The organism is Phocaeicola acetigenes, assembly GCF_027529745.1.
Classification (GTDB): Bacteria; Bacteroidota; Bacteroidia; order Bacteroidales; family Bacteroidaceae; genus Phocaeicola; species Phocaeicola acetigenes.
This window is the reverse complement of sequence record NZ_JAPZVM010000010.1, coordinates 73,592-88,712: the sequence shown is the minus strand read 5'-3', so window position 1 is coordinate 88,712 and position 15,121 is coordinate 73,592. Positions and strand designations below refer to the sequence as shown.

10 protein-coding genes are annotated in these 15,121 nt (G+C 36.3%); 6 read left to right on the top strand and 4 right to left on the bottom strand.

Going from position 1 to position 15,121, the window contains the following annotated elements; genetic code table 11:
• Positions 1-11: 11 nt before the first annotated feature.
• Both O6P32_RS11230 and nadA read right to left on the bottom strand, forming a co-directional pair.
• Entirely contained in the window at positions 12-2,978 is a 2,967-nt protein-coding gene (locus tag O6P32_RS11230) for a SusC/RagA family TonB-linked outer membrane protein (RefSeq protein ID WP_178266345.1), read from the bottom strand.
• Positions 2,979-3,606: 628 nt separating this feature from the next.
• The gene (gene nadA, locus O6P32_RS11225) at positions 3,607-4,599 is read right to left on the bottom strand and encodes a quinolinate synthase NadA (RefSeq protein ID WP_269878583.1); all 993 of its coding nucleotides are present in this window, start codon (positions 4,597-4,599) and stop codon (positions 3,607-3,609) included.
• A 452-nt stretch (positions 4,600-5,051) separates the two neighbouring features.
• Between nadA and O6P32_RS11220 the strand changes: the two genes are divergently transcribed.
• Positions 5,052-5,609, top strand: coding sequence for an RNA methyltransferase (locus tag O6P32_RS11220; RefSeq protein WP_178266321.1), 558 nt, complete (start codon positions 5,052-5,054; stop codon positions 5,607-5,609).
• A 38-nt stretch (positions 5,610-5,647) separates the two neighbouring features.
• Here the strand turns inward: O6P32_RS11220 and O6P32_RS11215 are convergent, their stop codons facing one another.
• Positions 5,648-6,250: a DUF4294 domain-containing protein gene (locus O6P32_RS11215; protein WP_408636067.1), complete on the bottom strand. Its 603-nt coding sequence runs from the start codon at positions 6,248-6,250 to the stop codon at positions 5,648-5,650.
• A gap of 67 nt (positions 6,251-6,317) precedes the next feature.
• Between O6P32_RS11215 and O6P32_RS11210 the strand changes: the two genes are divergently transcribed.
• From O6P32_RS11210 to O6P32_RS11200, 3 genes are all read left to right on the top strand, one after another.
• Positions 6,318-8,360, top strand: coding sequence for a helix-hairpin-helix domain-containing protein (locus O6P32_RS11210; RefSeq protein WP_269878581.1), 2,043 nt, complete (start codon positions 6,318-6,320; stop codon positions 8,358-8,360).
• 62 nt (positions 8,361-8,422) lie between these two features.
• Positions 8,423-9,175 (top strand): outer membrane beta-barrel protein, encoded by a 753-nt coding sequence (locus O6P32_RS11205; RefSeq protein ID WP_269878580.1) that lies wholly within the window; start codon positions 8,423-8,425, stop codon positions 9,173-9,175.
• Between the two features lie 536 nt (positions 9,176-9,711).
• The gene (locus O6P32_RS11200) at positions 9,712-10,491 is read left to right on the top strand and encodes a radical SAM protein (RefSeq protein ID WP_269878579.1); all 780 of its coding nucleotides are present in this window, start codon (positions 9,712-9,714) and stop codon (positions 10,489-10,491) included.
• 338 nt (positions 10,492-10,829) lie between these two features.
• On the opposite strand, the gene O6P32_RS11195 is transcribed toward O6P32_RS11200, so the two are convergent.
• On the bottom strand, positions 10,830-12,521 hold the full coding sequence (locus tag O6P32_RS11195; RefSeq protein WP_269878578.1) for a SulP family inorganic anion transporter: 1,692 nt from the start codon (positions 12,519-12,521) through the stop codon (positions 10,830-10,832).
• A 226-nt stretch (positions 12,522-12,747) separates the two neighbouring features.
• On the opposite strand from O6P32_RS11195, the gene rbr reads away from it, so the two are divergent.
• Positions 12,748-13,326: a rubrerythrin gene (rbr, locus tag O6P32_RS11190; protein WP_269878577.1), complete on the top strand. Its 579-nt coding sequence runs from the start codon at positions 12,748-12,750 to the stop codon at positions 13,324-13,326.
• 217 nt (positions 13,327-13,543) lie between these two features.
• Positions 13,544-14,821 (top strand): phosphopyruvate hydratase, encoded by a 1,278-nt coding sequence (gene eno, locus O6P32_RS11185; RefSeq protein WP_269878576.1) that lies wholly within the window; start codon positions 13,544-13,546, stop codon positions 14,819-14,821.
• The last annotated feature ends 300 nt before the right edge of the window (positions 14,822-15,121 follow it).

Sequence of the window (15,121 nt, the reverse complement as noted above, 5' to 3'; positions counted from 1 at the left end):
AGTCTCCCTTATTAGAATTGAACTTTTACGTTAAAACCAACATTACGCAAGCTTGGCTGCATAAAATAGTCTACGTTCATATAGTAGTTACTTGAAGTAGATGCAGACAATTCCGGATCGAATGGAGCTTTACAGTAAATCATCCATAAGTTACGTCCTACTACACCTAAAGTTACATTGGCTACATTCTTAAACCATTTTTTAGGAAGAGTATAGTTCAAACTCAACTCTTGCAAACGAACGTTTGTAGCACTGTACAAATAGTATCGTCCATAACCACCTTCACCGGTACCGATAGTCTGATAATATTTCTGAGCTTCTACTGTACCATTATTAACAGGTACACCACCATTGTCACGAGCAATAGCTGAAGATTCAGATACACCATAATAATCCAAAATACCTTGAGTAGCAGAATAAGCAAGACCTCCTACACGAGCTGTCAATACAACACCCAAGTCAATTCCTTTATAAGTAAAGTGGTTAGTCCATCCCAAGTTGAAATCAGCATCCAAATCACCTACTTTTGTCGGAGTAGAAGAAGTAGTCATGCTGATATTACCGTTTTGATCAACTTCGATATTACCATTATTGTCTCTGGTCAACTGGTTATATACGTAGATATCAGTCATAGAGCCTCCTTCTGTCAAAATAACACGAGGAGCAACGTTTTCCTTACCTAACCATCCAACGTACATTTCATCCATCTGAATTTCTTCACCAGTAACAGGGTTGATACTACCGCTTGCCAAACGTTTTACTTTATTACGGTTCAAAGTAAACGTTGCATTAGAAGACCATCCAAATCCAGCCCATTCATCATGGAATCCTAAAGCCAATTCCAAACCTTGGTTCTGTACATTACCAGCCTGTACAATTGCTTTATTATAACCAGATGAAGAAGGAATATCTACCTTAAATGTCTGATTCAAGGTATTAGAACGATAATAAGTTGCATCTAAGCTGAAACGGTTTTCCCAGAACTTCAAGTTCAAACCAACTTCCCATGATTTAGTTTTTTCCGGTTTCATATTATCCATAGGGAATACAGTCGGATTTTCCCAGTTATGAGTCTGTCCATTGTATTCATAACCCGGATTTGTCAAGAAACGGTCGAATGAAGAAGCTACAACAGTATATGATCCACGAACTTTTGCATAAGTCAACCATTCAGGAAGGCTCATCATTTCAGATAACACAGCAGACAAACCAACTGAAGGATAGAAGAATGAAGACTGGTTAGAGAAAGCCAATTTAGAATCCCAGTCATTACGTCCTGTCAATGTCAAATACAATTGATTCTTCCAACTTAATTCAGCACTTGCAAAGATACTCTGAATTTCATCTGTATAACCACTTGGTTCTGGTTTGTAGTTAGAAGAGAAATTGATATTATTCATCTGGAAGAAGTTAGGGATAATCAAATCACCTGCAATAGAAAGTTCATTCATTGAAGTATGATAGATAGATCCACCAAAGTTTGCATTCAAACGGAAATCTCCAAATGTTTTGTCAATTGTACCTAATACGTCTGCATATAAAGAACGTTCCTGACGCATTGCATCTTTCAAACCTCCACTTACTCCACAGAATGTAGTCAATGTAGATGCAGATTTTTCTTCTCTGTTACGATAGTCAGAGTTATCCAAGTTTACACGTCCTGTAATATTAAACCAGTCTGTTACCTTCCATTTCAAAGAAGCATTCAACATATAACGTTTCTTTTCTGAAGTACGACGGATACGATTCTGAATCCAGTAAGGGTTCTGCAAAGACATACCTCCATCACCATAAGGCCAATACTGTTCCATATAGCCATAGTTGGTGTTATAACGTTCGTACAAACGAATTTCATCAAAGTTATCACCACGAGGGAACAAATACAATGCAGGAAGTGGGTTGTAATATTGACCTTGAGACACCATGTTGGTATTATTCTGCACAATATACTGTGCTCCCAAATCCAAAGTCAATTTATCATTTAAGAAATTTGTTGTATTACGAGCTGTAAAGTTATAACGGTTATAGCTGTTATTTGGCAAAATACCGTCTGAGTTGGTAGTAGAAGCTGACAAGTAAGTCTGATTCTTTGCATTACCAGTAGACAAAGCTATAGAGTTAATAATATTTGTTCCTGTATTGAAGAAGTCAGATGGATCGTATCTTCTATCAGTCAAACCTCCCCAGCTGAACAAACCGGTACTTGTACCATAACGGTTCTGCATTTCTGGCATGATATATGCCTTAGAGAAAGTTGTACTGTTTGAAACTGTAACTGAAGTACGTTCTGTCTGTCCTTTCTTTGTTGTTACCAAAACAACACCATTGGCAGCAGCAGATCCATACAATGCAGCTGCAGAAGGACCGGTCATCATACTGATACTTGCGATATCATCCGGGTTCAAGTCGGCTACTGCATCAGAACCACCCATTTCACCAAACTGTCCTTCACCACCACTACTACCAGTATTAAACATAGGTACACCATCGATTACATACAAGGCATTGTTGTCTTTAGTCAAAGATTTCATACCACGCATTACGACACGAGTTGCACCACCGGCACCAGTTGCACCACTACTAATCTGCACACCGGCTACCTTACCAGCCAAGGAGTTCATAAAGTTAGCATCTTTTACAGCTGTTACAGCATCACCTTTCACTTCCTGCACATTATAACTCAATGCTTTTTGTGAACGCTTGATACCCAAAGCTGTAACTACTACTTCGTCCAAAACCTCGGTATCTTCTGTCATTGTAATTTTACCAAAATCAGCTTTGACCGGTAAACTTAAAGTTTTATAACCGATATAAGAGATTTCCAATGTAGCTCCCTTTGCAGTCTGCAAAGTAAAGTTTCCATCAAAATCTGTAATTGTACCGTTGGTAGTACCTTTTTCCAAAATACTTACACCGATTAAAGGTTCCCCTTTAGCATCTACAACAGTTCCTTTTGTTGTTACAGACTGCTGAAGCATGGAAAAACCATTTGATTCCGATGCTCCATGAGAAGAAGCAAATGACATGCCTCCCGGAACCATTAGCAAAAACAATAGTAATTGCGAATACTTACTTCGTTTCATAAGATAAGGTTAATTTGAATGTTGATATTAATGATTATATTTCTAAAATATAATTTCTTTTAATGAAGAAATAGATATAAGGTATAGAGTCAATTTAAGTTTTCATAAGTTTTATTCTAAGGTCATTTTACCTTTTTTATATTGTATTTTATTTTTGCAAAGTAAATTAAAAATAATAGACTAAACAAACTTAAAAAGCCTTTTATCTCTGTTTAATTTTCTTTTTAACAATAGGATGGATTCTTCTTATTATATAAAACAATAACCATATTCTATATTTTTCTTACAAAATACAGATTTATAGAGATAAATAATACTTTATTTACTATTTATATAACAATTATACTTTAAATTAATATAAACACTCTACCATCTTTCTGTAACTATATTACTTATATTTGTGTACAATATATAAAGTATAAAACCTATTATATAACGTCAACATATATCTATAAAAAAATATGGTTTTATAATGTATACACATCATAAAACCATATTGTAATATAAATACAGTATAAAAAATTTACAAACCTAACTTTTTAGAAATATCCAACATTCTTTGAATAGGAAGAATAGCCTTCTCTGCAACTGCTTTTTCTACTTGTACTTCCGGCCATTCATATTTTAAGGTATTATACAGTTTTTCCAATGTATTCAAGCGCATAAAATTACACTCATTGCAAGCACAAGTACTGTCTTCTGGAGGAGCCGGAATAAAATTCTTTTCCGGACACTGTTTTCTCATTTCGTATAAAATACCACTTTCAGTAGCTACGATAAAGTCTTTTTTATCGCTTGCCATTGCAAACTTCAACAATCCGGCTGTAGATCCTACCTTATCAGCCATTTTAGCCAATGCTCCTTTACATTCGGGATGAACCAATATTTGTGCTTCCGGATATTGCTTTTTCAATTCTATAATCTTTTCTATAGAGAACTTTTCGTGTACATGACAGGCTCCATTCCAAAGCAGCATATTTCGACCTGCAATAGAGTTGATGTAATTTCCCAGATTACGGTCTGGACCAAAGATAATCTTTTCATCTTTTGGAAGACTTTCTACAATCTGTTTAGCATTTGTAGAAGTGACTACCACATCAGTTACTGCTTTTACTGCTGCACTGGTATTTACATAAGAAACTACCGTATGTCCCGGATGAGCATTAACAAACTTTGTAAACTCTTCAGCAGGACAACTGTCGGCCAACGAACATCCGGTGTTTAAATCAGGTATCAGCACTTTTTTATCCGGGCACAATATTTTGGCCGTTTCACCCATAAAATAAACACCACACATTACTATAATGTCTGCGTCTGTTTTAGCAGCCCATTGTGCCAATGCCAGACTATCTCCTATAAAATCGGCTATCTCCTGAATTTCGTCAGATTGGTAGAAGTGTCCCAAGATGACGGCATTCTTTTCTTTACACAGTTTCTTTATTTCCGCTTTCAGATCTACCGACTGAGGTATCGGTTCAGTGACATACCCTCTTTTCAACCATTCTTCTTTATTCATAATAAGATTATATTTTTTCTTCTTTTAAAAAGGAATTTATGATGCTAATAATAGCCCGTTAATAGTGTTATTAAAAATAAGGCTATTTTCTTTGTTTTTTGAATTATGAATATTTGGGTTTATCCTATTATCAGCAAATCAACAGGCTTATTTATTGATAATAGCTGACTTACTTATTCTATTAACAATTTGTTGATAGAATGCAAAGTTAAAAACTTTCCCTTTGTTAACTGCTTATTTTTGTATAAAAAATATGTTTAAACTGATAATGAAACTTTTTATTAAGTTTTTTGGTTTGTTCGTTTCTTGTATTCTATAATTGCTTCTTTTAAGTATGCAAGAAGTTTTTATGATTTTATTTGAATTGGTTTTATACACCTTTTCAACCGTTTTTAACAAGGTTATGAAGATAGTTTCTATCTTTGTGGAAAATAAATAACCATAATACATGTATGTCTGAATTAAGAAAGCTGAAAGTAACAGAAATGAACCGTCTGACGGTAGAAGAATTTAAGGAAGCGGAAAAACTTCCATTGGTAGTAGTATTGGATGAAATACGTAGTTTACACAATATTGGAGCTGTATTCCGTACTTCTGATGCTTTCTTGGTCAATAAGATATATTTATGTGGTATTACTGCTGTTCCTCCTCATCCGGAAATGCATAAAACAGCACTTGGAGCTGAATATACGGTAGATTGGAAGTATTGCAAACGTACACAAGATGCTGTGAATGAACTTCATGAAGAAGGGTATACTGTATTGGCTATTGAACAGTGTGCCGGTAGTACAATGCTGGATAAACTAGTATTAGAACCTGGAAAAAAATATGCTATCGTAATGGGTAATGAGGTGAAAGGTGTACAGCAGGAGGTAGTGGATATGTGTGACGGCTGTATCGAGATACCTCAATATGGAACCAAACATTCATTGAATGTATCAGTTACTACGGGAATTGTGCTGTGGGAGTTTGCCAACAAGTTGATACAGCTTAAACAAACTTGTTTATAACCTATTAATAACTTGTTAATTTATTGTTTTGCAATATATTATAGCTGTCCGTTTTCTACAAGGACAGCTATTCTTTCTATTAACTTATCATCGTCTTCCGGATGATATTCTTTTTTCAGGCTTGCTCCGAAGAGTGCTGCGAAAGTCTGGTAGAATCCAGCTTTGAATGGTCCCATAAAAGCTTTAACCAATTGGTAAGAGGATTGATTGCATTCTCGGTTGACCAGTTTGATGAGTAGTTTGCCCTGCGAAAAGGTAAGTTTTTTCATACGTGCCGTATATTGCTCCTTCAATCCTTTTTCTACGGCTTTTATATGACGTTCACGTGATTTATTATCGGGAAGAGTTTCCATATACTCATAAGTTTCCACAACTGCCCGTCTTATTTCTTTTGCAAGAGGAAGCGTTTTCTTTACATCGCGTACCAGTTTCCAGTAATATCTTTCTTGTTTTTTGCTTTTAAACTTTATTCTGGGGTATATATACACATTTCTTAGCGTTATATAAGGTATTGTATCTCCTTGATATACACAGACAGGAAGCATATACCCTTTTTCGGATTGCCGTATATTCTGCTGTGCGCTGGTTTTTAAGATACAAGCAAGAAGCAGAAACAGAAGTATGTAAATACGATGTTTCATATACGCAAAAATACAGATTTATTCGATATATAGAATGAATATAGCTGTGAAAAACTTGTAAATAACAATGTGGATAAAGTATTTTATTGTTTGTGTATTAATTAGTTATACAGGAGTGAATATCTCTGCACAAACGTGGGTAGAATGGGAGGAGCAGGTTGCCGATGAACAAGATATAGTTTACTGGCAGGAACGCTACGAAGAAATGTCTGAATTAATAGAACATCCGTTCAATATCAATACAATTACCAAAGAGCAATTGGAGCAATTGCCTTTCTTGTCTGATAAGTTAATTGAAAACATCTTATATTATCTTTATAAATATGGCCCGATGGTGAGTAAAAAAGAATTGTTTGGTATAGAAGGAATGGACTGGCAAACAAGGCGTTTGTTGGAAAAGTGTGTATATGTAGGCGAAGCAGAAGATGAAAAGAGTAAATTACGTTGGAGGAATATTTGGAAATATAATAAACAGGAGTTATTCACACGTGTGGATATTCCGTTGAATAAAAAAGCAGGATATGCTGATTATGATCCGGAGATTTTGGAAAAGTTACCTAATAAAAGGTATTATGGAGATCCAATATACAACAATATTCGTTACCGCTTCCGGTATCGTCAGCAATTGTTTGCCGGACTGACGGCTGAGAAAGATGCCGGAGAACCTTTCTTTCGCTTGTTTAATAAGAAAGGCTATGATTTTTATTCAGGTTATCTGTTTTTACAAGATGTGAAAAGGTGGAAAGCGATAGCATTGGGACACTATCGTGTCAGCTTTGGATATGGACTGGTAATTAACCAGGCATTTAGTATGGGAAAGTCTGCTTCTCTTTATACAATGAACCGGATGGGAAGGGGATTATCCAAATATACTTCCATAGGTGAATACAATTATCTTCAAGGGGCTGGAGCTACTTATCGTTTGTCTGAAAGATGGAATATTTCGGCTTTTTATTCCTTTAGAAAGCAAGATGCAAATGTGGAAAACATGTTTATAACCTCGTTGAAAACCGATGGATATCATCGGTTGAGGAAGGATGTAGAAAAGATGAATACTGTAAGTAATCATTTGGCTGGCAGTAACTTATCTTACAATGGAAAGCATGTTGAATTTGGATTAACAGTTGTTTATAATATATTTGATAAGGTGTTGAATCCCGATTATCGTAAATACAACCGGTACTATCCTCGTGGAAAAGATTTCTTTAATGCAGGAGTCAACTATAAATTCTTTTTCCGTCGGATGGTCTTTTCGGGAGAAACGGCAGTAGACAGGCAGGGAAAGATTGCTACAATTAATATATTAAGTTATTCACCGACTGTCAATACAACTTTTCTACTTATGAACAGGTATTTTGACAAACGTTATCAGGCCTTATATGCTAATGCTTTTGGAGAGAATTCTCGTATACAGAATGAAACGGGTATTTATATTGGTTTGGAAACTAAGTTATTAAATAGGATAAGGCTCTTGTATTATACCGATTTCTTTTATTTTCCCTATTATCGTTATCGGGTAGATAAGGAAAAAACAATAGGAATAGAAGAAAGAATACAGATAAGCTATTCACCGATTAATTCACTGTCAATGTTAATAAAGTATAGCTATAAAAATAAGGCTCAAAACTATACTTCTTCTCAAAAAACAAAGTTTGTATTGCCTTATATGCGTCATCGTCTGCATTATCAACTGTCTTATTCACTCAATAAACAGACCGTGTTTAAAACCATGGCCGAATATATCCGTACTTCTTATTATAAAAGAGAATATTCCAACGGACTGATGATAGGGGGAAGTGCGAAAGTTGGATTTACCGGTTTTCCGTTTCGGGCATCGGTCAGTGGGGCATGGTTTCGTACAGATGACTATAACTCTCGTATTTATATGTATGAACCCGGACTATTGTATGCTTTTTCCATGAATTCGTTTTATGGAAAAGGTACTCGTCTGGCTGTGAATTTACGATATGACTGTAATAATTGGTTAATGATACAGGGCAAATGGGGATGGACGCATTATACAGACCGTAATCGGATTAGTTCAGGACCGGAAGAAATTATGGGGAATAATAAAGCGGATTTGCAGTTTCAGCTTCGGATAAAATTCTGATAAATATAGGGATACTTTTAGTGTTACTTTTCATACTTTTGTGATTATTAAAAATATAAGTGATGAAGAAGTACGCTATAGCATTGTTTTTCGTCCTATTGGGAAATGGGACGTTAATTGCACAAAATCTTCCGGATAAGGGAAGTTTCAGTGCAGAAGTTCGAGTTAATCCTTTCGATGATTATGGAAAGACATCTGTTCTTGACGGAATAAAGTTCCGTTATTTTTTACATCAAAAACATGCATTAAGATTGGATGTAAATTGGGGGACAAACAAGGAGGAGTATTCCTTTGAGGAAAGTTTGGAAAAAGGGACCCAAAAGTCTTCTTTTACAGCACGAGAAACCTATTTTACACTCAATGCAGGCTATGAATATCATATGATACAGGGAAATCGTTTTGATTTTTATGCTGGGGGTGAAGCCGGATGGGTACGGCATTTTGCGGAGACTACAGGAGAAGTGATGCATAATGGAAAGTCTCATTCTGTCGGTGTTTCTAATGCATTTGTAGAACAAGATAAAATGTCAAGTATAGGAAGTATTGATTTGCGGAGTTTATCATCGGAACAACAAGCTAAAGCTGGATTTAGAGTGGCTGCACTAGTAGGAGCAGACTGCTATTTGTATAAAGGTTTTTATGTGGGAGCTGAAGTTGGTTTTTCTGTCAGTTCATTGAAAATAAAAAAGATGGAAAACACATTTGTTAATTTGGTAACCGATGAAATAATGACACAATGGGATACAATGGAACAGAGAGAAAATAAATGTTATTTTTCTGTAGAACCTAATATCCGTTTAGGATGGACTTTCTGATATAATGAAAAGAAATTTGTGGAAAGACCGGATATTTCCTGTATCAGAAACGTTTGAAATACTCTAAGGATGCAGTATAAATTATACTTTTATTCAAATCCGAATAGAAATAGAAACTAAATTGGAAATTGTCTTTTTTCAACAGAAAGATGATGTGGCAGGAATAAACAGATGATGATAAATGTCGGATACTGTAATCGACGGTGTTGAATATAGAGTTGGCGTTGTTGGCTGTATATTCTACGTGGGCGATTATGCAGCCGACGTCGTTGATTGGAACCAGTGAATAGAATTATGGATACATATGATGATGAATGTCGTCCTTGTAATTTTGTAATAGCTTAAGATAAAATAAAAAACAAAGGTCTTTTCAGGTTTATTCTGAGGTGGGCTCTTTTTGTGGGTGTTCTGAATACTGTGGAGATTTATTCACTATCTTTGTTCGGAAAAGACAAGGATAGTCGAGGCGTAGACTGTAATTCATGGTTTGTCCGACTTTTCCATTGTATTTTGTGAATAAATCAACTTAGTAAATTATGGCAACAGTAATTTATCCCTCTCCCATTTTCGGGCCGATACATAGTCGCAGATTAGGTATATCATTGGGTATAAATCTGCTTCCTTCCGATGGGAAGTTTTGTACATTCGACTGCATTTATTGTGAATGCGGATATAATAAAGATCATCGTCCTACGCGTAAGCTTCCTACACGGGAAGAGGTGCGTGAAGCATTGGAAAGCCGTTTGAAAAAGATGCAGGAAGAAGGAGTTATTCCTAATGTATTGACATTTGCAGGAAATGGAGAACCTACCGCGCATCCTCATTTTCCGGAGATTATAGAAGATACATTGGAGTTGCGTAATAAATATTTTCCAGATGCAAAAGTAAGTGTGTTGAGTAATTCTACATTTATTCATAAACCGGAAGTGTTTGCGGCACTGAATAAGGTAGACAATAATATTCTAAAACTTGATACTGTCAACGAAGAGTATATCCGTATGGTAGACCGTCCTACTGGTCATTACGATGTAAAGCGTATTATTGAAGGAATGAAGGCATTCAAGGGAAATCTGATTGTACAGACTATGTTTATGAAAGGGACGACAGAGGACGGAAGGAGCGTAGATAATACAACGGATGATTTTGTAATGGAATGGATAAAGGTGGTAAAGGAGATTGCTCCTCGTCAGGTAATGATTTATACGATAGACAGGGAAACTCCCGATCAACTACTGCAAAAAGCGACTCATGAAGAGTTAGACCGTATTGTGTCTTTGTTGCAGGAAGCCGGACTTTATGCTACTGCTTCCTATTAAAGGAAGAAGATAAAATCGGTTTCTGATAAAGATTTCAACAAGAAAATCTGATAGATGAGCTATCTCAAAGTAAAATTTGGGATAGCTTTTTTGTATTCGGTAAGTATAGTGTGTTACTGTTTGAAATATAGTATCAGAGGTATGGGCATAAAAAAAGGAGTACCGCTGTACTCCAACCTTTGTTAACCTTAAATCTAATACTATGAAAAACACGATGCAAAGGTACGGCTTTTCTGATATTCTGCAAATAAATCTACAAGAAAAGTATGTTTTGTAACATGTTTTAATAAATGGATATTATTCATTAAGGGTTATTAAATAAATAAGAGGTAGCCGTACTACCGTGATAGTTCGGCTATTTCTTTATTCGCTACTTCCAGCGCTTCGTTGATGTTACTGCAAATGTTTTCTTTACCCAACAGCTCGTAGAAGCCCGATTTTTCCAATACCTTGTGTACATTGTCGTTTACTCCCGACAGAATGATGTGAATATTTTCCTTCTGTGACATTTTACACAGGGTAGTCAGGTTATGGATTCCGGTAGAATCGATAAAAGGAACTTTTCGCATACGGATGATACGGATGGTAGGACGGTCTCCCAAGCGTGCCATGATTTCCTCAAACTTGGTAGCAATACCAAAGAAGTAAGGACCGTTTATTTCGTATACTTCTACTCCTTTCGGGATAATCAGATGTTCTTCGCTTACTTTTAAATCAGATTCTTTGTTCGGATCTATTTCGTCGGTGATAACAGAAATTTGAGTGGTTTCCATTACACGCTTCATAAACAGTACGCAGGCAATAACCAATCCTACTTCAATAGCGACTGTCAAATCGAAGATTACGGTCAGGAAGAAAGTAATCAACAGGACAGTGACATCCGATTTTGGGTTTTTCAACAGTCCTTTAAACACTCTCCAGCCACTCATGTTATAAGAAACAATCACCAGTACTCCTGCCAGACATGCCATAGGAATATATTGTGCCAGTGGCATAAGGAACAACAGAATAAGTAGTAATACAACAGCATGTACAATACCGGCAATAGGAGAACGGCCTCCGTTGTTGATATTGGTCATCGTACGTGCGATAGCTCCGGTTGCTGGAATTCCTCCGAATATCGGTGAAATGATATTAGCTGCTCCTTGTGCAATGAGTTCTGTATTTGAGTCGTGACGGTCGCCAATGACTCCATCGGCCACAGCAGCAGACAGCAGGGATTCGATGGCTCCTAATACAGCAATTGTGATTGCTACAGGAAACAGATTTTTAATTGCTTCCCAGTCTAAAGCTGGAATAGCTGCAGCTGGTAGTTGTGCTTTAATACTAAAACGATCGCCGATTGTATCAATACAGGTAATGCCTCCATACATTTTCAGAGCGTATACTCCGAGTGTAACAAAGATGATGGCTACCAGTGAGCCTGGAATCTTTTTGGAAAATTTTGGAGTGATGGCTATGATGATAATACTAACCAGACTGACTGCTACATTCCACCAGTTGACTGTATCAAAATGGTGGAAATAAAGAATCCATTTTCCGATGAAATCTCCTGGTATTTTTTCATCGCCAAATTTTAAACCAAATATATCGGCAATCTGAGTGGTGAAAATCGTTACTGCGATACCGCTGGTAAAGCCTACAATAATAGGATAAGGAATAAATTTGATGACAGTACCGAGCTTGAATACTCCTAATAATATAAGGAGAACTCCTGCCATCATAGTGGCTACCATCAATCCTTCGATTCCGTATTGCTGGATGATACCATAAATGATAACAATGAAAGCACCTGTAGGACCTCCAATCTGTACTTTGCTTCCTCCTAAAAATGAAATAATGAAACCTGCTACAATAGCAGTAATGATTCCTTTCTCCGGACTTACTCCTGAGGCAATACCGAAAGCAATGGCTAATGGTAATGCTACAATTCCCACAATAATACCTGCCATGAGGTCTGTGCTGAAATCTGCCTTTGTGTAATTCTTAAGTGTGGAGAATAACTTGGGGTTAAACTCAATTCCTTTCATGATTTTCTTAAATGTTATTAAATATAAAAATTAGTGCAAAAGTATATAAAACATAGAACTTTTACTGGTTTTCAGATGTTTTTTCTTCAATAGGTAATATTAAATATTACTACAAGAACATCCTTTGTTAATATATATTAAATATAAGATTGTAATTATTACAAATTTGAATAAAAGCATTACCTTTGTGTCAAGAAATAAAATTAATAACTAAAACTTTACGACTATGGGAAAAAGTATTAAAGGAACAAAAACTGAAAAGAATTTGATGGTTTCGTTTGCAGGTGAATCACAGGCAAGAATGCGTTATACATATTTTTCAAGCGTAGCAAAGAAAGAAGGTTACGAACAGATTTCAGCTATTTTTGCTGAAACAGCAGATCAGGAAAAAGAACATGCAAAGCGTATGTTTAAATGGCTTGAAGGAGGAATGGTAGAAATTACTGCAAGCTATCCTGCTGGCGTGATTGGCACTACTCTTGAAAACTTGAAAGCAGCAGCTGCTGGTGAAAATGAAGAATGGTCTTTGGATTATCCGAAATTTGCAGATATTGCAGATGAAGAAGGTTTTCCTGCTATTGCAAAAATGTATCGCGAAATCGCTGTGGCAGAAAAAGGTCATGAAGAAAGATATTTGGCTTTCGTGAAGAATATTGAAGAAGGAAAAGTATTCAAGAAAGATACTGAAGTAGTATGGCAGTGCCGTAACTGTGGATACTTGTACGAAGGTACTGAAGCTCCTGAAATCTGTCCGGCTTGCTTGCATCCTCAGGCATTTTTCGAAGTAAAGAAGAATAACTATTAATAAGTGGTAGGTTTTCTGGATAGAATAAGAGAAAGTACAGTTCTTGTTTTGTTCAGAGCAGATAAGAAGAGTCTGGTTTCTCTTTTGAAGCCAGGCTCTTTTCTTTTCTATAAAAAGAGAAGGAATAAAATACCTATTTTAAGGTATTGATCTGTGTGTCAGAACTTATCATCTTTGCAATATCGATAAATGATTGTTTAAATTAAATGTAAATGATATGAAAATTAAAGCTATTATAGGTCGTGAGATTTTGGACTCTCGTGGCAATCCAACTGTAGAGGTAGAAGTGAAGTTAGAATCAGGAATTGTGGGCAGAGCTTCTGTTCCTTCTGGTGCATCGACTGGTGAACATGAAGCCTTGGAACTTCGCGATAAAGATGCCAATCGTTACGGTGGAAAAGGGGTGTTGAAAGCTGTTGAAAACGTGAATAAGATTATTGCTCCTGCTTTGGAAGGATGGTCTGTATTGGAACAGCGGGCTATTGACAAGAAAATGTTAGAACTGGATGGTACCAAAACAAAGTCTAAATTAGGTGCCAATGCCATTTTAGGTGTATCACTTGCTGTTGCAAGAGCTGCTGCCAATTATTTGAATATTCCTTTATATCGTTATATAGGTGGAGTAAATACATTTGTGATGCCGGTACCAATGATGAATATTATCAATGGAGGTTCTCATAGTGATGCTCCTATTGCCTTTCAGGAATTTATGATTCGTCCGGTAGGTGCTCCTTCTTTCCGTGAAGGCTTACGTATGGGAGCTGAGGTCTTTCATGCTCTGAAAAAAGTATTGCACGACCGTGGACTTAGTACAGCTGTAGGCGATGAAGGAGGTTTTGCTCCTGCTTTGAATGGCACCGAAGATGCACTTGAATCCATTCTTTCTGCGATTAAGGCAGCCGGATATGAGCCGGGAAAAGATGTGATGATTGGTATGGACTGTGCATCTTCTGAATTTTATAAGGATGGAGTATACGACTATACTATTTTTGAAGGAGAACATGGAAAGAAACGTACTTCCGATGAACAGATAGACTATCTGGAAGAGTTGATAAACAAATATCCTATCGATTCTATAGAAGATGGTATGAGTGAAAACGACTGGGAAGGTTGGAAGAAGTTGACAGAGCGTATCGGTAACCGTTGTCAGTTGGTTGGAGATGATTTGTTTGTGACAAATGTGGATTTCTTGTCGAAAGGTATTGCTACCGGATGCGCAAATTCTATTCTGATTAAGGTAAATCAGATTGGTTCATTAAGCGAGACACTTGATGCAATTGAGATGGCACATCGTCATGGATACACTACCGTAACCTCTCACCGTTCTGGAGAAACTGAAGATGCTACTATTGCTGATATTGCTGTAGCAACTAATAGTGGACAGATTAAGACTGGTTCGTTGAGTCGTTCAGACCGTATGGCTAAATATAATCAATTACTCCGTATTGAAGAAGAATTAGGAGATTTGGCTGTATACGGATACAAACGAATTTAAATGATGATATCACATATTGGGTAAGTGAAACGGACTGCTTTTACCGAAAGTAGTCCGTTTTTTTATAAAAGTGAGATAACTTCATGCTATAAATTTCTCTTTTCTTCCATTTTTTATTGTTGGGAACCGAAAAATAAATTTTTGATGTGAATTTATTTTTCTTGCTTATAATGAGTATATTACATGTTTTTTTACATTTTTGTTCTATTGGATAGAGAGAAAAAAACATCATTTTTTTAGAAAAAAGTTTGGGAAAGTTTTGCAGGATTAAAAAAAAGCACTACCTTTGCACCGCAATCG